A 24125-nucleotide genomic window follows, 5' to 3' on the forward strand; every position below is an offset into this window, starting at 1 on the left:
GCCTGAATGGATTCCCGCGACGCTCAGCTCGCGCGACGGAAGGGAGAAGCGGTGACGCGGTTGCGGCCGCCGCGCTTGGCGTCATAGAGCGCCTTGTCGGCGGCGCTGAGCACTTTGTCGAAGCTGAGCCCCTCTTTGCTGCCAAACGCAAACCCCGCGCTGACCGTGCACCTCAGCGAGCCGGTTTCGGTCTCAATCAGGCGTGTCGCGAAGGCGGTCCGGATGCGCTCTGCCGCGTCCTCGACCGTTTCTGGCAGCGTGCGCTTCAGGACCAGTGCGAATTCCTCGCCGCCCATGCGCGCGGCGATGTCGGTCTGGCGAAGATTGCCGGCAAGTTCCCTTGCAAACACCTTCAGCACCTCGTCGCCGGCCGCGTGGCCGAACTCGTCGTTGATGGCTTTGAAATTGTCGAGGTCGAAGACGACCACAGCGGTAAAGGCGCCGACCGGAACATGGCCATGCATGTCGAACAGTGCGCGCCGGTTGAGCAGGCCGGTCAAGGGGTCGGTGAGAGCATTGCGGCGGTGATGTCTCGCCAGACGCCCCTGGTTTAGCGCAAGCGACAGGGCGCCAATACCCGTCATGCTGGCGATGACGACAATGAGGCTCAGTTCCTCGGCCCAGTTGCTTGGTGCATGGCCGAGAACCAGCTTGCCGTCCCATGCCAGGACCGCCGCGCACAGCATGAAGGAAACGGCGGTCGCCGAGTAGAGCGTCGTGATGCCGATCGTCAGGGCAGGGGCTTCGTCGCGGCCCCGCCAGTATTCGAATGCCGTCGCGAACAGGAGCAAGGCAGCGAACAGGTTCTCGAACATGAAGCCGAGGCCATCATAGCCCACAGCCATGGGTGGCAGCGTCACCGCCAGTGACACACAGCCCAACAGTGCCAGCGGCAGCGGCGAGCCGCCGGTTCTGAACTGGAAGGCCGCACCCAGCATGGTCGAGAAACCGAGCAGCAACAGGGCAAGGGTGGCGATGCCGAGCAAGCGCCCGGGCATGTCGATATAGGCGTCATAGACAAAGATATCGCCGACCACGAACACCAGGCTAATCGCCCATGTCAGCAGGAACCGTTCCGTGCGGGCGGTCAGCCACATGCCGAACAATGTCAGGCTCAGGCAAGCGGCGGAGAAACCGACAGCCAGCAGAAGTGAAGTGTAGTCGAGCGACATGCCCCTCTTTCCCTGCCGGCGACGGCTCCAGCTGTGCGGCTTGGCGTCGCCGCATTCATGCAGCAAGGAAGTGTCGATAAGGTTACGATCGTGGCAAAGATGCCCGGGAATAGACGCTTTGCTACGCGCAAAACGCATAGTTGATGCGCCTATAGCATGTAGCCGAACAACAACGGATGCTTGTCAGTCGGCTACCCGCTTCATCAGCGCCATCGCACCGAACGGTGCGCGCACCTTGCCCTCGGTGATGAAGTAGACGAACACGTCGCGCGGCCGCATCGGCGCGTCGGTGGCGGGATCGGCGCGCCGCAAATCGGCAGGCTGTTTGCCTTCCGCCCAGGTCTTTGCCCGCGCCGCCCATTCATCGAGACCCTTCGGCGTGTAGCAATCGGGGTTGTCGTCCGAGCCGGCCTGCAGCCGTGCGTAGACGAAGTCACCGGTGACGTCGGCGATATCAGGATATTTGGCGTGGTCGGCATAGACGATCGCCGCCTTGTATTTGCGGGCAAGTGCCGCGAATTCCGGCACGATGAAACTGTCGTTGCGGACTTCCAGCGCATGGCGTAGCGCGACACCATCCTGTTTCTCCGGCAGCAGTTTCAAAAAGGCCTCGAAATCGTCCGGATCGAACTTTTTCGTCGGCGCGAACTGCCACAGGATCGGGCCGAGCTTGTCGCCGAGCGCGGCAACGCCGGAGCCGAGGAAGCGCATGATGGATTCGCCGGCCTCGCCCAGCACGCGGCGGTTGGTGACGAAGCGGTTGCCCTTGAGCGAATAGACAAACCCGTCCGGCGCCTCGCTTGCCCATTTGACGAAGGTCGGCTCCTTGAAGCTGGAATAGTAGGTGCCGTTGACCTCGATGCTCGGCACCTGCCGGCTGGCATATTGCAGTTGCTTGGCCTTCGACAATTTGTCCGGATAGAAGGACGTATCCCAGGGCTCGAAGGTCCAGCCGCCCATGCCGGAGCGGATTGTTCCCGATTTGCTCATTGTCGTCCTCCCGAGTGCAGCGTCTGGCCAGATTCAGAAGTCTGGCCGCGTTCAGAAAATCAGGCCGTCGTCGTCTCGTCGACCGGTTTTGCCATGTCGACCAGCACCCACCCTGGCCGATAGGGGTTGGGCCGGCGACCCGTTTCGCGATAGCCGTAAGCGAGATAGAGCGCGATGTTCCGCTCCATTTTCGCATTGGTGTAGAGCCGTATTTCCGGCAGGCCCCATTGGCGCGTCTGCCCGTCTGCGTGTTTCAACAACGCGATACCGAATCCTTTGCCCTGGAAGGCGGGCGATACCGCGACGGAGAAGATCATCGCGTGATCCTCATGCCGCTCCAATGTGAGCACTCCTGCAGCTTCGCCGCCACTCTCCAGCAGCCAGACCTCGCCGTTCGCGATGCGTGGCGCGTAGTCTTCGGTCACCGGGATCGGCGGCGCGTCGAGCATGGCGTTGTAAGGAGCGTAGGCGGAAGCCGTCAGCGAAACGACTGTTTGAATATCACCGGCAAGCGCTCTTCTGATTGTCATCCAAAAGCTCTCCAGGCGCCAGCCGGTCCGTTCATCACTCCGCCGCTTCGCGCTTGCCTCCGGGGCGCCGCTCCAGCAGTTCCTTAAGGAACTGGCCGGTATAGCTGCGCTTCTCGCGCACGATCGCCTCCGGGGTGCCCTGGGCAACCAGTTCGCCGCCGCCGTCGCCGCCTTCGGGGCCGAGGTCGAGCACCCAGTCTGCGGTCTTGATCACTTCGAGATTGTGCTCGATGACCACCACCGTGTTGCCCTGGTCGACCAGTTCGTGCAGCACTTCCAACAGTTTGGCGACGTCGTGGAAATGCAGGCCGGTGGTCGGCTCGTCGAGGATGTAGAGCGTCTTGCCGGTTGCCTTGCGCGACAGTTCCTTGGCAAGTTTGATGCGCTGGGCTTCGCCGCCGGACAGCGTCGTCGCCTGCTGGCCGATATGGATGTAGCCGAGGCCGACTTGCTTCAGCGTATCGAGCTTGTCGCGCACGCCGGGCACGGCGGCGAAGAAGTCGACGCCTTCCTCGACGGTCATGTCGAGCACGTCCGCGATCGACTTGCCCTTGAACAGGACGTCGAGCGTCTCTCGGTTATAGCGCTTGCCGTGGCAGACGTCGCAGGTGACGTAGACGTCGGGCAAAAAGTGCATCTCGATCTTGATGACGCCGTCGCCCTGGCAGGCCTCGCAGCGGCCGCCCTTGACGTTAAACGAGAAGCGGCCCGGCTGGTAGCCGCGTGCCTTGGCCTCGGGCAGGCCGGCAAACCAGTCACGGATCGGCGTGAAGGCACCAGTGTAGGTCGCGGGGTTCGAACGCGGGGTCCGTCCAATGGGAGACTGGTCGATGTCGATGACCTTGTCGAGGAATTCGAGGCCCTCGATGCGGTCATGCTCGGCTGGATGTTCGCGCGACCCCATGATGCGGCGCGAGGCCGCCTTGAACAGCGTCTCGATGAGGAAGGTTGACTTGCCGCCGCCCGACACGCCGGTGACGGCGGTGAAAGTGCCGAGCGGGATTTCGGCGGTGACGTTCTTCAAATTGTTGCCACGCGCGCCGACGATCTTCAGGCGCCGGTTCTTTTTCGCCTCACGCCGGACCCCGGGGGTGGCGACTTCGAGCGCGCCCGACAGGTATTTGCCGGTGATCGAATTGGGATTGGCCATCACCTGCTGCGGCGTGCCCTGAGCGATGATCTCGCCGCCATGGATGCCGGCGGCCGGACCCATGTCGACGACATAGTCGGCATGCAGGATGGCGTCCTCGTCATGCTCGACGACGATCACCGTGTTGCCGATGTCGCGAAGGTGCTTGAGCGTATCGAGGAGGCGCGTGTTGTCGCGCTGATGCAGGCCGATCGACGGCTCGTCCAGTACGTAAAGCACGCCGGTGAGCCCCGAGCCGATCTGCGACGCCAGCCGGATGCGCTGGCTCTCGCCGCCCGACAGCGTGCCGGAATTGCGCGACAGCGTCAGATAGTCGAGCCCGACATCGTTGAGAAACCGCAGGCGCTCGCGGATTTCCTTCAGCACTCTGACCGCGATCTCGTTCTGCTTGTCGTTGAGCTGGGCGGGCAGGTCGGTGAACCATTTGTCGGCGCTGCGGATCGACTGTTCCGTAACTTCGCCAATGTGCTTGCCGCCGATCTTTACGGCCAGCGCTTCCGGCTTGAGCCGATAGCCTTTGCAGACCGGGCAGGGCGTCGCCGACATGAAGCGCTCGATCTCCTCGCGCATCCAGGCGGATTCGGTTTCCTTCCAGCGCCGTTCGAGATTGGGAATGACGCCTTCGAAGGTCTTGGTCGTCTTGTAGGAGCGCAGCCCGTCATCATACTGGAATGTGACTTCGCGCTCGCCGGTGCCGCGCAGGATCGCGTCCTGCGCTTCGGCGCTCAAATCCTTGAACTTGTCGCCGAGCTTGAAGTTGTAGGCTTTGCCCAGGGCCTCGAGCGTCTGCACGTAGTAGGGCGAGGTCGACTTCGCCCATGGGCTGACGGCGCCGTCGCGCAGCGACACGTTCTCGTCTGGCACGACGAGATTGGGGTCGATGGCGCGCTGGCTGCCGAGACCGTCGCAGGTCGGGCAGGCGCCGAACGGGTTGTTGAACGAGAACAGCCGCGGCTCGATCTCGGGAATGGTGAAGCCGGACACCGGGCAAGCGAATTTTTCCGAGAACAGGATGCGCTCATGCGTCTCGTTCTTCGACTTGTTGACCGAATCCTCGCCGGTCTGGCTGGAATCGAGCGGCCTGTCGGCGAACTCGGCCACCGCCAGCCCCTCGGCGAGCTTCAGCGCTGTCTCGATGGAGTCGGCAAGACGCGTGGCCAGATCGCCGCGCACGACGATGCGGTCGACGACGACGTCGATGTCGTGCTTGTACTTCTTGTCCAGCGCCGGAACATCCGCGATCTCGTAGAAGACACCGTCGACCTTGACGCGCTGGAAACCTTTCTTCTGCAGCTCCAGCAATTCCTTGCGGTACTCGCCCTTGCGGCCACGCACGATCGGCGCCAGCAGGAACAGGCGCGTGCCTTCCTCCAGCGCCAGCACCCGGTCGACCATCTGGCTGACCGTCTGGCTCTCGATCGGCAGGCCGGTGGCCGGCGAATAGGGAACGCCGACGCGCGCGAACAGCAGGCGCATATAGTCGTAAATCTCGGTGACGGTGCCGACCGTCGAGCGCGGGTTTTTCGATGTGGTCTTCTGCTCGATCGAGATGGCAGGCGACAGGCCGTCGATCTGGTCGACGTCGGGCTTCTGCATCATTTCGAGGAATTGCCTGGCGTAAGCCGACAGGCTCTCGACATAGCGACGCTGGCCTTCGGCGTAGATGGTGTCGAAGGCGAGCGACGATTTGCCGGAACCGGACAGGCCAGTCATGACGATCAAGCTGTCACGCGGCAGGTCGAGATCGACATTCTTCAGATTGTGTTCGCGCGCCCCGCGAATGGAAAGGAATTTATGGTCGGCCATCGCCGGTCGCCGCCTCAGATCTGGAATTGGTGGGATTGGCGGGATTTTCCCGGCCATCCCCTATGTAGGTGTTTTTGCCGCCACGTCGAGAGACGCCACAATTCCCGACAGAAGTCGTTTAACCGCCTTTCGCGGAAAGGGGCAAGCAGAAAGAACAAAGGCCGAACACGCTCCTGACAAAGCTGTGTAGAAAACTGACCTGCACGTAACCTCCCTGCGATCACATTTTTCCGTAACCGGCTATTGAAGGTTGACGTGGCCGGCTCACGGGAGCAGTCTTCTGAGGTCAGCGAAGTCGGCCGTCTTTCGATGGCCTCGCCGCCCCAAGGCGCCTGCGAGACGCCGCAGGTATTTGCGATTTGTGCTTCGCGACGACAATGTCGCAACGGACACAGGAGCGGAGCATGACGCCACCGGACAGTCCCCAAGGGCTCCACGTCTCGTTGGAGCCGCGGCAGGCATAAGTGCCAGGGTTTAGCGTTTGCGCCACCCGACAAACCGTGACTTGCCGTATCCCCAAAAATCAGAGACTGCTAGTCGGATCGTCGGCTGACGCCGCGTAGCATCCGAAATCAAACGCCGGCAGCACACTCCCGGCAAAATATGGATTTCAGATCCAGAAAGCCCCGTCCATTTGCCTTAGGGCATGGCGGGGCTATTCGTTTAAGGAGATGGCTGAACCTCCAGTCGAGTCGAGGGCTGCTCACCTCGGGGGCTTGAACCCGCCCGTGGCCATATCGACCGTGATGGTGCCGGAAATCCTGACATCGGTATCGCCGATCTTGAACGTGCCGTTCCCATTGCTGGCGAACGCATCGTCGGGTTCCGGCTGGGGAGCCGGCTTGGCGATGCGATAGTCGCCGCTGACGCCGGGCAGGGCGCCTTTCTGCGCCGGCGCCGAACTGTCGTCGGCGAGCGCCATGCTGCTCGCAAGGCTGGCGAAAGTGAGCACCGCGGCGGCGGCGACGCGATGCGTGGGCGAATGCGTGTCGATCATCCTAGGATTATAAGGGCGAGCCGCCTCCGGAACCAGACTGGTGTCGTCAAATCTTCCACAACCGCCAGGAATTCGATCTGGCTCGGGCTTACGCCGCCTTTTTGCGCGTGTCGAAGACATGGTCGACAATGCCCCAGGCCTGGGCCTCGCGAGCGGTCATGAAATGGTCGCGGTCGAGCGTGCGTTCGACCTCTTCATAGCTGCGGCCGCAATGCTGGGCATAGAGTTCGGCCATGCGCTGTTTGGTCTTGCCGATCCGTTCGGCATGGCGCTGGATATCGGAAGCCTGGCCCTGGAAGCCGCCCAGCGGCTGATGCAGCAGGATGGTGGCGTTCGGCAGCGCGATGCGGCGCCCTGGCGTGCCCGCCATCAGCAGGAACGATCCCATCGATGCGGCAAACCCCATGCACACGGTCGATACCGGGCAGCTGACATATTGCATCGTGTCGTAGATGGCGAAGCCGCTGGTCACCACGCCGCCCGGCGAGTTGATGTAGAGCGAGATCTCCTTGTCGGGATTGTCCGATTCCAACGACAGGAGCTGCGCGCAGACCAGCGCCGAGACGTCGTCATTGATCTCGCCATTGATGAAGATGATGCGCTCGCGCAGCAGCCGCGAGAAAATGTCGAAGGCGCGTTCGCCGCGGCTCGATTGCTCGATCACCATCGGCACCAGGCTGGCAATACCGCTCATTTTTCGTCTCCGATTTCCGTGTTCAGGCTGCGAGCAGCAAGGTGTTCGGTATGTTCGCGGCGACAGGCTTTGCGCGCCCGTGCAGTCCAAGCGAAAGCCGGCAGCCGGCGCCCGCCATGGCGACAGCAGGCATCGCTTTCCCAGCAAAACCGTCATGGACGATGCGCAGATGCGTGCCGCCGGAAACGGTGCGGGCGAGTGTGAAGGTGACGACACTGTCGAGCGGATCCCCGGCGTCGCCCTGCTGCTCCCGCCAGGAATAGCGCAGCAGGCGCTCCGGCTCGGCGTCGAGGATTTCGCACTCGATCGCAGCTTCAGTCCCAGCGAAGGCAAAACGATTGCCGATTTCCGGCCTGATGTCGTTCGGCATCATCCAGGCGGCGAGCAGTTCGGGCACGGTCAGCGCCCGCCACACTTTTTCCGGCGGTTCGGCCAGATCGCATTCGAACTCGATCACGTCCGGGGCGGCGGCGCTCTGGTTTCCGGCTTTCCTTGATCCCACGCTCGTCATTGATCCATGTCCTTCAAAACCGTCTTCAGCCTTTCGATGCGCTCCGGCCAGAAGGTCCGGTAGCGGTCGATCCAGGAGAGCAGGGGGGCAAGTCCCTGCGGATCGGCACGGTAATAGGCGTTGCGGCCGGCCCGCCGCTCGACCACCAGGCCGGCGCCACGCAGCACCGCCAGATGCTGCGACACCGCCGGCTGCGATACCGTCAGGCCGCTGCGCAATTCCGAGACGCTCATCTCAGCTGCGGCGAGCCGCTCGAAGACGGCGCGGCGGGTCGGGTCAGCCAAAGCGCGGAAAATCTCTGCCTCGATCATGACGGAAGCATAAGTCGATACTTATTGATTTGGCAAGAGCTGTTTTGAAACCCATATGATGGGCTCGGGCATTGTTGCGATTCCTTGACAATCAGCAGCAGTGCATATAGGAACGAAAAGGGAACAAAAACCTTGTGGGAAAAGCCAGCCTTAGCAGGCGGCTGACGTGCGCAGCCTGTAAGGTGCTGCGACAAAAATTTGTTTCGGATGAGCGCGGAGAAAAATCATGGCGGGTAGCGTCAATAAGGTCATTCTGGTCGGCAATCTCGGCGCGGACCCTGAAATCCGCCGCCTGAACTCGGGCGAGCCGGTCGTCAACATCCGTATCGCCACCTCGGAAAGCTGGCGCGACAAGAATTCCGGCGAGCGCAAGGAAAAGACGGAGTGGCACAATGTCGTCATCTTCAATGAGGGCATTGCCAAGGTGGCCGAGCAGTATCTGAAGAAGGGCATGAAGGTCTATGTCGAGGGTCAGTTGCAGACCCGCAAATGGCAAGACCAGACCGGCGCCGACAAGTATACGACGGAGGTCGTGCTGCAGAGATTCCGCGGCGAGCTGCAGATGCTCGACGGGCGCCAGGGTGAGGGCGGCCAGGTCGGTGGCTATTCCGGTGGCGGCAGCAGCCGCGGTTCCGATTTCGGCCAGTCCGGCCCGAACGAAAGCTTCAACCGTGGCGGCGGCGCTCCCAGGGGCGGCGGTGGCGGCGGTTCGTCGCGCGAACTGGATGACGAGATCCCGTTCTGATCGAAAGCAATACCAAGCGGCTGATGTCGTGTGATCGATACGCCCCGAGGGTCCTGCATGGACTTTCGGGGTTTTGCATTGTTGATTTGGCCTGACAGTAGGCGCGATCAGGGACTGAAAGGACAAGGCGGTGAAGGCACGGATAAAATGGGTCGAGGAGCGCACCTTCGTCGGCGAGTCCGGCAGCGGCCACAAACTGGTGCTGGGAACGGCATCCGGCCCTGAAGGCAAGACGCCAGGCCCGAGCCCGATGGAGCTGGTGCTGATCGGCACTGGCGGCTGCTCGGCCTATGATGTCGTGCATATCCTGGAAAAGGGCCGCGAGGCGGTAGAGGATTGCGTGGTTGAACTCGACGCCGACCGGGCCGAGACCGACCCAAAGGTGTTCACCCGCATCCATATGCATTTCATCGTCAAGGGCAGGGCGCTGTCTTCCGACAAGGTTCAGCGGGCGATCAATCTTTCGATCGAAAAATACTGTTCGGCCTCCGCAATGATGGCCAAGACGGCCACGATCACGCATGATTTTGAAGTGATCGATACGGCGGCGAAGTGAAGGGCAGTAGGCAGTAGGCAGTAGGCAGTAGGGACTGCCGTTCACCCCACCATCAATGCCTTGATGCCGTCGGCGACGAACTGCACGGCCAGCGCAGCCAGGATGACGCCGAGCAGGCGGGTCAGGATCGAGCGGCCGGTCTGGCCGAGGATGCGGTCGATGCGTTCCGACAGCACGAACACCAGATAGGTGATGGCGAGGCAGACGAAGATGATGCCGACAAGCGCTGCCTGCGCGGCAAAGCCCTGAAACGAGCCGGAAAGCAGCACCGTCGCCGAAATCGCGCCGGGACCGGCGATCAGAGGGATCGCCAGCGGGAAGGCGGCGATGTTGTGGATCATGTCCTTGGTGATGGCGACGTCGCCGATCTTCTCCTTGCGGTCCTGGCGCCGCTCGAAGACCATTTCAAAGGCGATGAAGAACAGCAAAAACCCGCCGGCGACCCGGAAGGCCGGCAGCGTGATGCCGAACACCGACAAGATCGAGGCGCCGGCCACCGCGAAAAGCGCCATCACCAGGAAGCCGATGACCGAGGCGCGGACCGACACCTGCTGGCGCTCCTCGCGGTTCATGCCGCGCGTCACGGCGAGGAACAGCGGCGCTAGCCCCGGCGGATCGATGGTCACGAGAATGGTGACGAAGGCATTGAACAGGCTGTCGAAACTCGGCATCGCTGACCCCTCCCGCCGGGCCGAGCCCGCTCCGCATTGGTAGAGCAAAGCCCGGTCGGTGGGAACTGCCTTGGCTGCGAAACTGCGGAGCTTGGCCGGGTTAGCCGGCAGCTCCGAAATAGGCCTCGAGGCGATAGCCGTCCGGGTCGCCGAGGCAAACAGCTTCATCCGGTGCCGGCCAATCGGCGACAATAACGTTGCGGCGGTAGGCCGTGGAATCAAGTCGGGACGGCAACAGTCGCTGGCGCAACTATCTGCTGCGCCATGGCTCGTCCCTTTGTCTGGAACGGCGCTTCGATGAGGCGGCACGCGATCTCGGCGATGGCGGCCGTGAGAAGGAGCCCCCCCGACAGAATAACTACGGAATGCGCCGAGTCACGGATGGCTTCCGCACTGCCGGCGTAGCGGGCACAGCCCTCTTTGACCAGCCTGAAGGCTATGGAATGCAAAAGGTAGATGGCGTAGGAACGCTTGCCGATCCAAAGCAGCAGACGTTGGTTTTCCGCGTTTCGGAACAGGTAGCCTCGATCATAAGAGGCGATCCAGACCAGAAGGCCAGCCAGCAGAGCTATCAAGCCGACGTAGAACGAAACGATCAGTCCGCCTGAAAGAAAGCAAATGGCGGTGATGGTGAGCGCCACGAAAAGAAGACCGATGTGGCGATGGCGAAAGATGGTTGGAGCCAGTCGCCAATAGTCGGCATGCTGGGAAAACAGCGCGATCAGGACGCCCCACGAGATGGCATCAGTCCGCGTGATCCAAAGCCATGAGGTGTTGGGCCGGTAAAGCGGAAACTGGATGACGATGAGGAGAGCACAGATCGCTGCAAGCCATCTACGCGAGACGATGAACACCAGCGGAAGGGCGATATAGAACTGTTCTTCCAAGGACAGCGACCAAAAATGAAGGTTGATGCCGCATGTCGTCCAGCCGGCTGAGAAGCATTGGAAAAAGTGCCAGTTCTGGCCGTAGATCACAACGGCCACAGCGTCGTAGAAATTGTTCTGCGGGCTGCCGAAGAAGCCGAACCCGTTCCAGGTAGCGGCCAACGCAATCGAGAGAGCCAAAGTCATCCAGGACAGCGGGACGAGACGAAAGAAACGCCGGATCCAAAACGACTTCAGGGCGACGAGGGGCGTTTCAGACCGGATATGACGCAGCAGCGTGGCGGTGACCACAAATCCCGATATCGCGAAGAAGATATCCACGCCCGCCCAAAAATTAGCTACCCTGAATACAGGCCACCAATACGCCGATTCCCAAGACAGTATGAAGGGAACGTGCGCGGTGATCACCATGAGGATGGAGATTGCGCGCAGAATTTCAATTTCGGCGTTCTTGGCCATTGGAAAAACCCCGCCTTCGGCGACCCTATATCCTCGCCCGTCGCCGGTTCAATACGCGCGTCGGCTCAGCAGTTTCTTTTACACAATTGGGCCGGCCAAGCCAGCGTGCCACTTCTGAAGGACTCGAGCAGGAGATCTGCCCGCCGGCGGAAGAGGCTTGGCGTCACGGACACCGATCGAGATGTCGTTTTCTCCATCGTTACAAGCAGTTGCTGGTTTAGGCTGCTGCAACGCGCCGTGCCAGGAACTCGACCTCCAGCCGCCATGTCGCGCCATTGTCGTGCGAGCGCTCGCCGAGCCAGCGGAAAGAGCTTTCGGTGATCCGCGAAAAGCTCCAGCGCACCGATCTGCCGGTACCATCGGCGCCGACCTGCACGATCCTGTCGCCCTCGGCCCGGCCGAGCTGGCGGCTGAAATACTGGTTGCGCGGATCGCTCCAGAAAATGTGCCAGGCATCCGCGCCGGGATCATAGACGCGCAACGTCGTGCCGTAGAACGTCCACTTGCCGAGGGAAGACTGGGAACCGGTGTTCCGTGCGGGCAGGATCCAGACGTCCTGGATCGCGCGCCCTTCCAGCACCCAGCCGAAATGCACCTCGCCACGCCCGGTCAGCACGGTGCCGTCCTCGAGGTGGCGCGAGGCGTCGAAAGTCCAGGCGCCGACGAAGCGGCCGTAAAGGTCCAGTTTTTCGGCAAGCCCGTCGATCGGGCCGGGACTGTGCAAGGCTTCGGCAAAAGGGTCGAACATGGGCTGCGGTCTCTTTCTGTCAGGAGACCGCGAGGAGTAGGCGCTGACGGGGTTCTGGGCTTGGGAAAAATTGCTATATTTCGGCCATGACAGCGACGACCCGCACTCTGGCGTCCGGACCCGGCTGGCACGTGGCGGATGTGATCTGCACGGCAGGAGCCGGCGACCGGCCGTTCGAGGAAGCCCATCAGGATTTCTGTGTTGCAGCGGTCACCAGCGGCACGTTCCGCTACCGCGCGCAGCAGGGCACGGCCATGCTGGCGCCGGGCGCGCTGCTGCTCGGCAATTCCGGCACCTGCTATGAATGCGGACACGAACATGGCAGCGGCGACCGCTGTCTGTCGTTCCATTTCAAGCCTGCCTATATGGAACGGATCGTCGCCGGTGTGCCGGGCGCAAGCACGCTTACCTTCGAAGCGCCGCGCCTGCCGCCCTTGTCGGGCCTGGCGCCTTTGCTGGCCGAGGCGGAGGCCGCGCGCGAAATGGCCGACAAGGGTGCTTTCGAGGAACTTTCCCTGCGCATTGCCGCCGCGGCTGTGGCCACGATTTCCGGCGCCACATCCGCCAGGCGCGGACCAAGCGGCCGCGACCAGAAACGCGTGGCGGAAGCTGTGCGGCGGATCGAACTGGATGCCGACGGGCCGGTTTCGCTGTCGGCACTGGCGGACGAGACGGCGACCAGCCCGTATCATTTCCTGCGCATTTTCCGGCAGGTCGCCGGCATGACGCCGTATCAGTTCCTGCTCAAGACCCGGCTGCACCGGGCCGCGGTGCGGCTGCGCCTGTCGAATGATGTGATCTCGGAGATCGCCTTCGACGCTGGCTTCAACGATCTGTCGACGTTCAATCGCCGGTTCCGGCGCGTCATGGGCGAGACGCCAGGCGACTATCGCGCCAGCCGATCAGGCCGCACCGTCATGTACGCGCCTCGGCGGAGACAGGCTCAGTCGGAGGTCGGGCCGCACCAGCCCGGCAGGTAGTCCGCGTCCTTGCCCTTGGCCAGGCTGAGTGCCTCTTTCATCGCCGTGTCGAAGTTCCTCGCAATCGCATTTCGGTCGATGCGCCGACGAAGGAAATCCGCCCAGATGAATTCGCTGAACGGCGTCGTGTCCTTGGCAAAGCCGCCGATCCGGCGCAATTCGCCGGCCATGCTTCGGTAAGGATCATCGATCAGCTCGCCGATTGTCTTCGGGATTGCCGAGTAATCGCGGCGCCGGCCGTTCTCATCGAATGGATGCATCCAGCCTCTGTTATCGAGCACGAAAAGAAACGCGTCCTTGTCGAGCGCGGACAGGTCGCTGATCACGGTCACAAGCACGTCCTTCACGCCCTCCTCGAGCAGGGCGCGAGCGAGATGATGGTGATCGGTTACGTAGTTGCGATTCTTGGGGCCTAGTACGACCGGGACCATGTGTTTGCCGAGAAACGCGCCGGTCTTCTTCTTGGCGTCCTGTTCTCGGATCATCTGGCGCTTCAACGCAACTTCTCTCATGCCGACCGTTATCTGCGTCGGCCTCAGTTCGTCGACGGGAACCGGCGTGACAATGGGTTCTCGCGGGTCGATCATGGCACTCCATCCTGTTCTTGCTGCTGCTGTTTGCCCGGACCAAGTGATTTGGGACCAAGTGATTTGATCGCCGCGTCGACGCTGTGGAATATGCGATGCGTACCGACCATTTCAGCGATGCCGAACCGCGCCAGCGCCGCCTGGGCGCGCAGCGATTCCATGCGCGCGATGGCAAAGGTCGCGCCCGCCTTGCGGCAATGGGTGATGGTGTCGATCAGGGCTTGCGCGGCGGTATAGTCGATTTCGACGATGTTGCTGGCCTCCAGCACCACCAGTTTCACGCTCTCGCGCCTGGCGTCGACAAGATCGACAAAGCCGCGCTTGAAGCCGTCGGCATTGACGAAGGACAGCGGCGCCTGGAATGCCGCGACCAGCACGCCGGGGAGCCGATCGCCGGCAGCTTGCTCGCCGGGCGGCCACCACACCGAAGTGCCCGGCACTTGTTCCAGTTCGATCAATTGTGCGCGCGTCGCGCTCCATATCCCATGAAGCAGCGACAGGCCGATGCCCACCGCCACGCCGGTCTCGATCGGCAACACGACGATGGCCGCCATGGTGATCAGGATCAACAGGAATTCGACCGGCGCCTGCCGGTAGACGCTGGCGAAAACCTTCCAGCGCAATATATGCTGGGCAACGAACATCAAGACACCGGCAAGGGCGGCCTGCGGAACGTTGGCGAGCAGGCTGCCGCCGAAGGCGCCGAGCGCCAGCACGATGGCCGCGGCAATGAGGCTGGACAGTTGCGAGCGGCCACCTGATTGGGAGACGATGGCCGTGCGCGGCGGGCTGGCATTGACGGCAAAGGCACCGAACAGGCCCGACGCAACGCTGCCGGCGCCGACGCCGACGAAATCGCGATTGACGTCAGGGGCGCCCTGCTGCGGCATGAAGGAACGCGAGGTCGCCGCCGTCTGCACCATGACGACGATCGCGATCAGCAGCGCCAGCGGAACCAGCGCCTGCACATCGTCAAGGCTGGCAAGCGGCAGACCCGGGCGGGGCAGGCCATTGGGCAAGGCGCCGAGCACCTCGACGCCACGATCCTTGAGCCCGAAGACGGCGACCACAAGCGTGGCGAGCACCATGCCGATCAAGGCGCCGGGAATGCGGGCGCTGATGCGCTCGGCGCCAAGCACGATCGCGAACACGCCAAGGCCAAGGCCGAGGCTCCAGGGATTGGTGAGATGGAGATGGCCGGCGATCTCGCCGACACGCCGCAAGGTTTCTCCGCTCTCGGCAGGCAGGCCGAGCAGACCGGGCATCTGCGAAACGATGATATGGACCGCGATGCCCGCCAGAAAGCCTGTCGTGACCGGCACCGACAGGAGATCGGCGATCCAGCCGAGGCGGAAGATGCCGCTGAGCGTCACGATCAGGCCGACCATCAGCGCCAGCATGGCCGCCAGCGCCAGATAATGCGGGGAGCCTGACGTGGTGAGCAGCGCCAGACTGCCGGCGAACAGCGGCGTGATGGTCGAATCCGCGCCAACCGAGAGGTGACGATTGGCACCGAACAGGGCAAACGCCACCGAACCGGCAACAAAGGCGAAAAACCCGATCCCGGGAGCAAAGCCGCCGAGTCGGGCCGTTGCCATCTGCTCGGGGATGGCGATCGCGGCCAATGTCAGGCCGGCGATCAGATCACCGTTGAGATCTCGGAGCTGCCAGCCGCTCAGCGCCTGCACAGGCAGCCACCGGCGCCAACTCATGGCGCTTGCCGCTTTCGCTTGGGGGGATTGGTCCATTGCCGGCTTTTGCCTTGTGGCGGCGAAAAGCGTGGTGGCCATATCGTCGCAATCAGCGGTATCCTTTTGAAATTACCACCAAAAATGACACTGGAAAAGTGCCGCGAACATTGGAGTTTCAGCCTTGCTTCCTATATAAGCGGTCAGTGATTCCTGATTAGATTGTGATCCGATTTGACCGACCAAAAGACACCGCGCGGCGCCGACGGCGGCCCCACCGGCATCGAGCCGATCTCCATCATCGAGGAGATGCAGAGCTCCTATCTTTCTTACGCCATGAGCGTGATCGTCAGCCGTGCGCTGCCCGATGTGCGCGACGGCCTGAAGCCCGTGCATCGCCGCATTCTCTATGCGGCGCATGAAAGCGGCTACCACTGGAACCGCAAATATGTGAAGTCGGCCCGCCCGGTCGCCGACGTGATGGGTAAATACCATCCGCATGGCGACGCCTCGATCTATGACGCCTTGGTGCGCATGGCGCAGGACTGGTCGCTGCGCGTGCCGCTGATCGACGGGCAGGGCAATTTCGGCTCGATCGATGGCGACCCGCCGGCGGCGATGCGCTACACCGAATCGCGGCTGACCAAAGTCGCGCATGAACTCCTGGAGGACATCGACAAGGACACGGTCGATTTCCAGGACACGTATGATGCCTCCGACACCGAACCGAAGGTTCTGCCGGCGCGCTTTCCCAATCTGCTGGTCAACGGCTCCGGCGGCATCGCCGTCGGCATGGCCACCAACATACCGCCGCACAATCTGAGCGAAGTCTGCAACGGCGCCATTGCCGTCATCGACAATCCGGCGATCGACTTGCCGGCGCTGATGGAGATCATTCCGGGCCCGGATTTCCCGACCGGCGGCATCGTGCTTGGCCGCTCCGGCATCTACAGCGCCTATTCGACCGGCCGTGGCTCGATCGTCATGCGCGGCAAGGTCAACATCGAACAGCGCGGCAATGACCGTGAATCGATCATCATCACCGAGGTTCCTTATCAGGTGAATAAGGCCTCGATGATCGAGAAGATGGCCGAACTGGTGCGCGACAAGCGCATCGAAGGCATTTCCGACATCCGCGACGAAAGCGACCGGCAGGGCTATCGCGTCGTCATCGAGCTGAAGCGCGACGCCGTCGCCGACGTCATCCTCAACCAGCTTTACCGATTTACGCCGCTGCAGACCTCTTTCGGCGCCAACATGGTGGCGCTGAATGGCGGCAAGCCGGAACTGCTGACCCTGACCGACATGCTGAAGGCGTTCGTTTCCTTCCGCGAAGAGGTCATCACAAGGCGGACGAAATTCCTGCTGCGCAAGGCGCGCGACCGCGCTCATGTGTTGGTCGGTCTTGCCATCGCCGTCGCCAACATCGACGAGGTCATCAAGCTGATCCGGACCGCACCGGATCCGCAGACGGCGCGCGAGCAGTTGATGGAGCGGCGCTGGCCGGCGGGTGATGTCGAATCGCTGATCCTTTTGATCGACGATCCGTGCCATCGCATCAACGAGGATGGCACCTACAATCTGTCCGAGGAACAGGCCCGCGCCATCCTCGAACTGCGCCTGCAGCGCCTGACCGCGCTTGGCCGTGACGAGATCGCCGACGAGTTGAACACGATCGGCGCAGAAATCGTTGATTATCTGGACATTCTGTCGTCCCGGGCGCGTGTCCAGCAGATCGTCAAGGACGAGCTTGCCGCCGTGCGCGACGAGTTCGGCACGCCACGCCGCACCGAACTCACCGACGGCGGCGCGGACATGGAAGACGAGGACCTGATCCAGCGCGAGGACATGGTCGTGACGGTGAGCCATTCCGGCTACATCAAGCGCGTGCCGCTTTCGCTCTACCGGGCGCAGCGCCGCGGCGGCAAGGGCCGCTCCGGCATGTCGACCAAGGAAGAGGATTTTGTCACAAGGCTGTTCGTGGCCAACACGCACACCCCGGTGCTGTTCTTTTCCTCGCGCGGCATCGTCTACAAGGAAAAGGTCTGGCGGCTGCCGATCGGCAACCCGCAGTCACGCGGCAAGGCGTTGATCAACATGCTGCCGCTCGAGCAGGGCGAGCGCATCACCACCATCATGCCGCTGCCCGAGGACGAGACCAGCTGGGGCGAGCTCGACGTGATGTTCGCCACCACGCGCGGCACCGTGCGCCGCAACAAGCTGTCCGATTTCGTCCAGGTCAACCGCAATGGCAAGATCGCCATGAAGCTGGAGGAGGAAGGCGACGAGATCCTCGGCGTCGAGACCTGCACCGACAATGACGACGTGCTTCTGACCGCCAGCTCCGGCCAGTGCATCCGCTTCTCGGTCGGCGATGTGCGCGTCTTCCAGAGCCGCAATTCGGTCGGCGTGCGCGGCATCACCATGGCCGAGACCGACCGCATCATCTCGATGTCGGTGATCGAGAATGTGGACGCGTCGCCGGCAGAGCGTGCCGCTTACCTCAAGCGGGCAGCGGCCGAGCGCCGCCTTGCCGCTGGCGCCAGCGGCGAGGAGGAAGAGATTGCGCTGACCAATGAGGAGATCGGCGAGGAGGCAGAGCTTTCAGACGAACGCTACGAGTTCCTCAAGGCGCATGAGCGGTATGTGCTGACGGTGACGGAATATGGCTACGGCAAGCGTTCGTCGTCCTACGATTTCCGCCTGACCGGCCGCGGCGGCAAGGGCATCCGCGCCACCGACGTATCGAAGACGGCTGAAATCGGCAGGCTGGTGGCGACCTTCCCGGTCGACAATGACGACCAGATCATGCTGGTGTCGGATGGCGGCACAGTCATCCGGGTGCCGGTCAACGGCATCCGTTTCGCCAGCCGCGCCACCAAGGGCGTGACCATCTTCAATACGGCCGAGGGTGAGAAGGTGGTTTCGGTCGAGCGAATTTCCGAGCCGCAATCGGACGAGGAAAGCGAAGAGACCATCGAGGGCGGTACGGAGTCTGCTCCCGAGACGGACGCTGGTCCGGATAGCGCTGAGTAAGTCCTGACCCCGGTTTTGACATAGCAACGCCGGCCCATCGGCCGGCGCGGCAACACGTCCAGAAACTGACTTAGTAGTGACGATACGGCTTGCGGAGGCCGAAGCCTTCGAATCGCCTGGTAGTTGCCTTGACGCGGATGCGTTGTGCCTCCTGATGCAGCCCGAATACGGTGGCGATCAGCATGGCGACTGTCATTGCGGTGGCGAGCATGTAGATCAGCATTTGCGTGTTCTCCTGCGCCTTACAACGGATAGATGGGATTTTGGTTTCATCTTATTAAGGTGCAACCTAGTGAACGCTGCGTGAAGGCTTCGTGATCAGCGTGTTCATCTGTCGTTCATGTGCCGGAAAAGGTTCACGGCCTTCGCGCCGATCGGATTTGCCTTTGCGAGAGAGGCTCGCTAGAAGCACCTGCCATGACTGAACGCACCGCCCTTTACGCCGGCTCCTTCGACCCGCTGACCAACGGCCATCTCGATGTGCTGAAAGCGTCGCTGGCGGTGGCCGACATCGTCTATGCCGCGATCGGCATTCATCCGGGCAAGAAGCCATTGTTTTCCTTCGAGGAGCGGGTGCAACTCATCGAAGCCGCCACGAAAGCCGAATTCGGCCGCGATGGCGCTCGCATCAAGGTCGTTGCCTTCGACGGGCTGGTGATCGATGCCGCCAGGAAGCAGGGCGCCTCGATCATGATCCGCGGCCTGCGCGACGGCACCGATCTCGATTACGAAATGCAGATGGCCGGCATGAACGAAACCATGGCGCCTGAGCTGCAGACGGTCTTTTTGCCCGCCAGCCCGTCCGTGCGCACCATTACCGCCACACTTGTGCGCCAGATAGCCTCGATGGGCGGCGACATCCGCCCCTTCGTGCCGGCGGCTGTTGCTGGCGCGCTCAACGCCAAATTCGCGAAATAGGCCCGGAGAAAATCCTCATGCAGCTCAAAAGGCTCGCCTCGTTCCTCGTCGTGCTTGCCGGTCTTGTGACCGCATCGGTCTCGGCCCATGCCGCCGACCCGGAAAACACCATGATCATCACGCTGAAGGACGGCGACGTCACCATCGCGCTGCGGCCCGACCTGGCGCCCAAGCATGTCGCGCAGATCAAGAAGCTCGTGCGTGACCATGCTTACGACGATGTCGCTTTCCACCGCGTCATCGACGGCTTCATGGCGCAGACCGGCGACGTCAAGTTCGGCAACATGAAGAAGGGCTTCAACTCCCAGGCCGTCGGCACCGGCGGTTCGAACCTGCCTGACCTGCCGGCCGAATTCTCGCAGACCGAGCACTATAAGCGCGGCGTGGTCGGCATGGCCCGCTCGCAGGATCCGAACTCCGCCAATTCGCAGTTCTTCATCATGTTCGCGCCGGCACCGCCGCTCGACGGCCAGTACACCATTGTCGGCAATGTCGTCAGCGGCATGGAACTGGTGGACCACATCAAGAAGGGTGACGAGGCGGACAACGGTACAGTTTCCGACCCCGACCGGATGATCAAGGTGCGCATCGCCGCCGACAAGTAATTCTGTATTATCAAAAGGATATCTGACATGGCCGAAATCAAGGACCGCGAGAACGCGCTCATCATGGAAACGACCAAAGGTAAGGTCGTCATCGAACTTTTCCCCGATCTGGCCCCCGGCCATGTCGCCCGCATCAAGGAACTGGCCAGGGAAGGCGCCTATGACGGCGTGGTCTTCCACCGCGTCATCGATGGCTTCATGGCGCAGACCGGCGACGTGAGGTTCGGCAATTCCTCGAAGCCCACCTTCGCGCCGTCGCGCGCGGGCATGGGCGGCTCGGACAAGCCGGACCTGAAGGCTGAGTTCTCCAACGCCAACCACGGCCGCGGCACCTGCTCGATGGCCCGTTCACAGAACCCGAACTCGGCCAATTCGCAGTTCTTCATCTGCTTCGACGATGCCGCCTTCCTCAACCGCCAGTACACGGTCTGGGGCCAGGTCATCGAAGGCATGGACAATGTCGACAAGATCAAGCGCGGCGAGCCGGTCGTCGATCCCGACAAGATCGTGTCGCTGAAGGTCGCGGCCGACGTCAAGTAAGGCGAAACGACAATGATGGGCGCCGTCTGGTCGCTTCTCGGCATCCTGTCCGGCGCCTTCATTGCCATTCAGGCACCGATCAATTCGCAGCTGGCGCGCGGCCTGGGTCTCCCGGTCGCGGCGGCTGCGTTTTCGTTCCTGTCCGGCGCGATCGTGCTCGGCATCATCGCCGTTACGGTGGTGAAGCTGCAAGGCATTTCGCTCGACTGGAAGGCGCCGGCGCCCTGGCTGTTCGTTGCCGGCGGCATGCTCGGCGGCTTCTATGTCACGCTCTCGACAGTCCTGACGCCGCGCATCGGCGCCGCTGCGCTGATGGCATTCCTGGTGGCCGGCCAGTTGCTCGCCGGCATGCTCATCGATCGCGTCGGTTTCCTCGGCGTCGCGGTGCGTGAAATCTCGCTCGGCCGCGTCGCCGGCGCGGTGATGCTCTTGGCCGGAGCGCTGCTTATCCGGCTCTACTGATGCGCGTCGATCTCTTTGACTTCGATCTGCCGGAGGAGCGCATCGCGCTTCGCCCGGCGGAGCCGCGCGACAGCGCCAAAATGCTCGTGGTCAAACCGGGCGAGGCGCTCGATGACCGCACAGTCGGCGACCTGCCATCCCTGCTCAGAGCCGGCGACGTGCTGGTGTTCAACGATACCAAGGTCATTCCGGCGCAGCTCAAAGGCATAAGGCGGCGCGGCGAGGCACAGGCGCAAGTCGAGGCCACGCTGCATATGCGCGTGGCGCCGGATCGCTGGCTCGCCTTCATGCGGCCCGGCAAGCGCATCGCCACCGGCGACCGCATCCATTTCGGCCATGACGGCAATTCCTGCTTCCTCGGCCAGCTCGATGCCACGGTGATCGAGAAGGGCGAGGGCGGCGAGGTCTTGCTTGGCTTCGACCTGTCCGGGCCTTTCCTGGACGAGGCGCTGCGCGCCGTCGGCCACATTCCGCTGCCACCTTATATCGCCTCGAAGCGCGACGACGACGAGCGCGACCGCTCGGACTACCAGACGATTTATGCAAGGGAGGAAGGGGCGGTTGCCGCGCCCACCGCCGGCCTGCATTTCACGCCGGAGCTTTTTGCGGCTCTCGATGCCAAAGGGGTCGAGCGTCGCTTCGTGACGTTGCATGTCGGCGCCGGCACGTTCCTGCCGGTCAAGGCGGACGACACCGCCGACCACAAGATGCATGCCGAGATCGGTTCGGTTAGCGCGGCAACAGCCGAGGCGCTGAACGCGGCCAAGGCGAGGGGCGGGCGCATCATTGCCGTCGGCACGACCTCGCTGCGGCTGCTGGAGAGCGCGGCGCGCGAGGACGGCACGGTGCCCGCGTGGTCGGGGCCGACGGACATCTTCATTACACCCGGCTATCGCTTTCGCACCGCCGACATGCTGATGACCAATTTCCACCTGCCGCGTTCGACGCTGTTCATGCTGGTTTCGGCCTTCAGCGGCCTCACCACGATGCGCGCCGCCTATGCGCATGCCATTGCGAACCGCTACAGGTTCTACTCCTATGGAGACGCAAGCCTGCTGTATCGAGCGGAGATGAGCGATGGACGATGACCTGCAAGCCCTTGATCGCGGTGCCCTGATCGCCGAGGTGAAGAAACTGCGCGCCGGCATTCGCGCCCATCGCGACACGTCAGGCCATGATCTCTGCTGGCATCACCCCGATTTGTGGGACCTGCTGCCGGAAAAGACCGAGCCGTCGATCGCCGTGCCGCCGTGGCCCAAATTCATGCGCGGCTGCATCCAATACCGCCAGTCGCTCGACAGGCAGGCGCCTGATGCGCCCATCCATGACAAGGAATTCAATGGCTAGGCCGTTCAGCTTCAAGGTCCTTGCCACCGACGGCAAGGCGCGGCGCGGTGTTATCGACATGCCGCGCGGCGAAATCCGTACGCCTGCTTTCATGCCGGTCGGCACCGGCGGCACCGTCAAGACCATGTATATGGACCAGGTGCGCGGCGTCGGCTCCGATATCATCCTGGGCAACACCTATCACCTGATGCTGCGGCCCGGTGCCGAGCGTGTCGCGCGGCTTGGCGGATTGCATGAATTCGCCCGCTGGCCGCATCCGATCCTGACCGACAGCGGCGGTTTCCAGGTGATGTCGCTGTCGAAGCTCAGGAAGCTGACCGAAAAGGGCGTGACCTTCCGCTCGCATATCGATGGCGCGCCTTACGAAATGTCGCCGGAGCGGTCGATCGAGATCCAGGGCCTGCTCGATTCGGATATCCAGATGCAGCTTGACGAATGCACGGCGCTGCCGGCCGAGCTCAAGGTGATCGAGCGTGCCATGGAACTGTCGCTGCGCTGGGCCGAGCGCTGCAAGACGGCGTTTGGCGATCAGCCGGGCAAGGCGATGTTCGGCATCGTGCAGGGCGGCGACAACGCAGCGCTGAGGGTGCGCTCGGCGCAGGCGCTGAGCGCTATGAAGCTGAAGGGATATGCGGTCGGCGGCCTGGCGGTCGGCGAGCCGCAAGCGGTGATGCTCGAAATGCTCGACATCACCTGTCCCGAACTGCCAGCGGACAAGCCGCGTTATCTCATGGGAGTGGGCACGCCTGACGACATCCTGAAGTCGGTGGCGCGCGGCATCGATATGTTTGACTGCGTGATGCCGACGCGGGCCGGCCGGCACGGCCTGGCCTACACCAGGCGCGGCAAGGTCAATCTGCGCAACGCCCGCCATGCCGACGATCCGCGCCCACTCGACGATGAAAGCGATTGTCCCGCGGCGCGGGATTATTCGCGCGCCTATCTGCACCACCTGGTGCGCTCGCAGGAGGCGCTGGGCGCGATGCTGCTCACCTGGAATAATCTGTCCTACTATCAAAAGCTGATGCAGGACATCCGCGCCGCGATCGAGACCGGCAGCTTCGAGGCGCGTGGGGCCGAGATCACAGAGGGCTGGGCGAGGGGTGATATACCCGTCCTGTAGAACCTCAGGTGCTCAGCGAGTTGGATGCGCGCAGGCTGCAGCCGGTGATCTGGAACGTGCCGTCGGGCTGCTGCTGCAGCGTATAGACCGCCTCATAGTCCTTGCCGTCAGGGCCGACGATCAGCACCTGCTGGATAATCGAGCCCGGACCCGTCTGCTCGACCTTGCCGAAGGCATAGGATTGTGGCTTGCGCACTGGCGGGTAGCCATTGGTCACCATGTTCATGAAAGCGTCGACGGTCGGGAACACCTGTTTCACGTTCGGGGCGGCGAAGCTGTAGGCCTTGGCGCCGTCATCGGCCAGCAGGGCCTTCAACTGACCATCGATGACGGCCTGGCCTGCCTTGATTTCGGCATCGCCGGCGAATGCCGAGGATAGGAAGACGAATGGAATGACTGCGAATGCGAAAAAAGCGCGGCGCATGGCCTGTCTCCGTTGTCCCTCGGAATTGTTCCCTCAAAAATGATGTCCGAAGACGCATGATAACATACGCTTGGCGGTACATCCCGGTTTCACCGATTGCGAATATTCGCCATCTGAATGTCATGGCTGTTGCGGAACTGCGCGAGGACGTGGCCAAGGCCCGTGCCGGCTAAGTGCGGATTCCAGTG

Annotated in this window: 26 protein-coding genes; 11 read left to right on the forward strand and 15 right to left on the reverse strand. The window is 62.6% G+C overall.

Annotation, left to right across the window (positions count from 1 at the left end; all coding sequences use genetic code 11):
• Positions 1-23 precede the first annotated feature (23 nt).
• From ACWGS8_RS12965 to ACWGS8_RS13000, 8 genes are all read right to left on the reverse strand, one after another.
• Entirely contained in the window at positions 24-1172 is a 1149-nt protein-coding gene (locus ACWGS8_RS12965; protein ID WP_454581333.1) for a GGDEF domain-containing protein, read from the reverse strand.
• 183 nt (positions 1173-1355) lie between these two features.
• A complete protein-coding gene (locus ACWGS8_RS12970) occupies positions 1356-2162 on the reverse strand; it encodes a DUF72 domain-containing protein (RefSeq protein WP_454581334.1) in 807 nt (268 codons plus the stop codon).
• 59 nt (positions 2163-2221) lie between these two features.
• Positions 2222-2692, reverse strand: a complete 471-nt coding sequence (locus tag ACWGS8_RS12975) for a GNAT family N-acetyltransferase (protein ID WP_454581335.1) — start codon at positions 2690-2692, stop codon at positions 2222-2224.
• Between the two features lie 34 nt (positions 2693-2726).
• Entirely contained in the window at positions 2727-5648 is a 2922-nt protein-coding gene (uvrA, locus tag ACWGS8_RS12980; protein WP_454581336.1) for an excinuclease ABC subunit UvrA, read from the reverse strand.
• Between the two features lie 703 nt (positions 5649-6351).
• Positions 6352-6645 carry a hypothetical protein gene (locus ACWGS8_RS12985; RefSeq protein ID WP_454581337.1) on the reverse strand — a complete coding sequence of 98 codons (294 nt, stop codon included), beginning with the start codon at positions 6643-6645 and terminating at the stop codon, positions 6352-6354.
• A gap of 88 nt (positions 6646-6733) precedes the next feature.
• On the reverse strand, positions 6734-7339 hold the full coding sequence (locus ACWGS8_RS12990) for an ATP-dependent Clp protease proteolytic subunit (protein WP_454581338.1): 606 nt from the start codon (positions 7337-7339) through the stop codon (positions 6734-6736).
• A gap of 22 nt (positions 7340-7361) precedes the next feature.
• Entirely contained in the window at positions 7362-7850 is a 489-nt protein-coding gene (locus tag ACWGS8_RS12995) for an SRPBCC family protein (RefSeq protein ID WP_454581339.1), read from the reverse strand.
• Complete coding sequence (locus ACWGS8_RS13000; protein WP_454581340.1) at positions 7847-8161, reverse strand: ArsR/SmtB family transcription factor; 315 nt, start codon at positions 8159-8161, stop codon at positions 7847-7849. The genes ACWGS8_RS12995 and ACWGS8_RS13000 overlap by 4 nt, the downstream gene beginning before the upstream one ends.
• A gap of 226 nt (positions 8162-8387) precedes the next feature.
• On the opposite strand from ACWGS8_RS13000, the gene ACWGS8_RS13005 reads away from it, so the two are divergent.
• Entirely contained in the window at positions 8388-8906 is a 519-nt protein-coding gene (locus ACWGS8_RS13005; protein WP_010909627.1) for a single-stranded DNA-binding protein, read from the forward strand.
• A 130-nt stretch (positions 8907-9036) separates the two neighbouring features.
• The gene (locus tag ACWGS8_RS13010) at positions 9037-9462 is read left to right on the forward strand and encodes an OsmC family protein (RefSeq protein WP_284268878.1); all 426 of its coding nucleotides are present in this window, start codon (positions 9037-9039) and stop codon (positions 9460-9462) included.
• Positions 9463-9503: 41 nt separating this feature from the next.
• On the opposite strand, the gene ACWGS8_RS13015 is transcribed toward ACWGS8_RS13010, so the two are convergent.
• The 3 genes from ACWGS8_RS13015 to ACWGS8_RS13025 form a co-directional block, all read right to left on the reverse strand.
• Complete coding sequence (locus ACWGS8_RS13015) at positions 9504-10133, reverse strand: MarC family protein (RefSeq protein WP_140773427.1); 630 nt, start codon at positions 10131-10133, stop codon at positions 9504-9506.
• Between the two features lie 218 nt (positions 10134-10351).
• Positions 10352-11479, reverse strand: a complete 1128-nt coding sequence (locus ACWGS8_RS13020) for an acyltransferase family protein (RefSeq protein ID WP_454581341.1) — start codon at positions 11477-11479, stop codon at positions 10352-10354.
• A 217-nt stretch (positions 11480-11696) separates the two neighbouring features.
• Positions 11697-12227, reverse strand: a complete 531-nt coding sequence (locus ACWGS8_RS13025) for a hypothetical protein (RefSeq protein WP_454581342.1) — start codon at positions 12225-12227, stop codon at positions 11697-11699.
• An 86-nt stretch (positions 12228-12313) separates the two neighbouring features.
• Between ACWGS8_RS13025 and ACWGS8_RS13030 the strand changes: the two genes are divergently transcribed.
• Positions 12314-13207, forward strand: coding sequence for a helix-turn-helix transcriptional regulator (locus ACWGS8_RS13030; protein WP_454581343.1), 894 nt, complete (start codon positions 12314-12316; stop codon positions 13205-13207).
• Here ACWGS8_RS13030 and ACWGS8_RS13035 read toward each other — a convergent pair.
• Both ACWGS8_RS13035 and ACWGS8_RS13040 read right to left on the reverse strand, forming a co-directional pair.
• Positions 13171-13794, reverse strand: a complete 624-nt coding sequence (locus tag ACWGS8_RS13035; RefSeq protein WP_454581344.1) for a ParB-like protein — start codon at positions 13792-13794, stop codon at positions 13171-13173. The genes ACWGS8_RS13030 and ACWGS8_RS13035 overlap by 37 nt on opposite strands.
• Positions 13791-15506: a SulP family inorganic anion transporter gene (locus ACWGS8_RS13040; RefSeq protein ID WP_454581345.1), complete on the reverse strand. Its 1716-nt coding sequence runs from the start codon at positions 15504-15506 to the stop codon at positions 13791-13793. Before ACWGS8_RS13040 ends, ACWGS8_RS13035 begins: the two co-directional genes overlap by 4 nt.
• A 210-nt stretch (positions 15507-15716) precedes the next feature.
• On the opposite strand from ACWGS8_RS13040, the gene gyrA reads away from it, so the two are divergent.
• The gene (gene gyrA, locus ACWGS8_RS13045) at positions 15717-18518 is read left to right on the forward strand and encodes a DNA gyrase subunit A (RefSeq protein WP_454581346.1); all 2802 of its coding nucleotides are present in this window, start codon (positions 15717-15719) and stop codon (positions 18516-18518) included.
• A gap of 70 nt (positions 18519-18588) precedes the next feature.
• On the opposite strand, the gene ACWGS8_RS13050 is transcribed toward gyrA, so the two are convergent.
• The gene (locus tag ACWGS8_RS13050; protein WP_454581347.1) at positions 18589-18741 is read right to left on the reverse strand and encodes a hypothetical protein; all 153 of its coding nucleotides are present in this window, start codon (positions 18739-18741) and stop codon (positions 18589-18591) included.
• A 194-nt stretch (positions 18742-18935) separates the two neighbouring features.
• Between ACWGS8_RS13050 and coaD the strand changes: the two genes are divergently transcribed.
• From coaD to tgt, 7 genes are all read left to right on the forward strand, one after another.
• Positions 18936-19436 carry a pantetheine-phosphate adenylyltransferase gene (coaD, locus tag ACWGS8_RS13055; protein ID WP_199644278.1) on the forward strand — a complete coding sequence of 167 codons (501 nt, stop codon included), beginning with the start codon at positions 18936-18938 and terminating at the stop codon, positions 19434-19436.
• Positions 19437-19546: 110 nt separating this feature from the next.
• Positions 19547-20041, forward strand: a complete 495-nt coding sequence (locus tag ACWGS8_RS13060; RefSeq protein ID WP_454581755.1) for a peptidylprolyl isomerase — start codon at positions 19547-19549, stop codon at positions 20039-20041.
• A 27-nt stretch (positions 20042-20068) separates the two neighbouring features.
• Positions 20069-20581 carry a peptidylprolyl isomerase gene (locus ACWGS8_RS13065; RefSeq protein ID WP_454581348.1) on the forward strand — a complete coding sequence of 171 codons (513 nt, stop codon included), beginning with the start codon at positions 20069-20071 and terminating at the stop codon, positions 20579-20581.
• A gap of 12 nt (positions 20582-20593) precedes the next feature.
• Entirely contained in the window at positions 20594-21043 is a 450-nt protein-coding gene (locus ACWGS8_RS13070) for a DMT family transporter (RefSeq protein ID WP_454581349.1), read from the forward strand.
• On the forward strand, positions 21043-22131 hold the full coding sequence (gene queA / locus ACWGS8_RS13075) for a tRNA preQ1(34) S-adenosylmethionine ribosyltransferase-isomerase QueA (protein ID WP_454581350.1): 1089 nt from the start codon (positions 21043-21045) through the stop codon (positions 22129-22131). The genes ACWGS8_RS13070 and queA overlap by 1 nt, the downstream gene beginning before the upstream one ends.
• Positions 22121-22390 carry a hypothetical protein gene (locus ACWGS8_RS13080; protein ID WP_454581351.1) on the forward strand — a complete coding sequence of 90 codons (270 nt, stop codon included), beginning with the start codon at positions 22121-22123 and terminating at the stop codon, positions 22388-22390. The genes queA and ACWGS8_RS13080 overlap by 11 nt, the downstream gene beginning before the upstream one ends.
• Positions 22383-23513 (forward strand): tRNA guanosine(34) transglycosylase Tgt, encoded by a 1131-nt coding sequence (tgt, locus tag ACWGS8_RS13085; RefSeq protein ID WP_454581352.1) that lies wholly within the window; start codon positions 22383-22385, stop codon positions 23511-23513. Before ACWGS8_RS13080 ends, tgt begins: the two co-directional genes overlap by 8 nt.
• Before the next feature lie 4 nt (positions 23514-23517).
• Here the strand turns inward: tgt and ACWGS8_RS13090 are convergent, their stop codons facing one another.
• Positions 23518-23937, reverse strand: coding sequence for a DUF4864 domain-containing protein (locus tag ACWGS8_RS13090; RefSeq protein WP_454581353.1), 420 nt, complete (start codon positions 23935-23937; stop codon positions 23518-23520).
• Positions 23938-24125 lie beyond the last annotated feature (188 nt).

Source organism: Mesorhizobium sp. 43Arga (assembly GCF_053714255.1).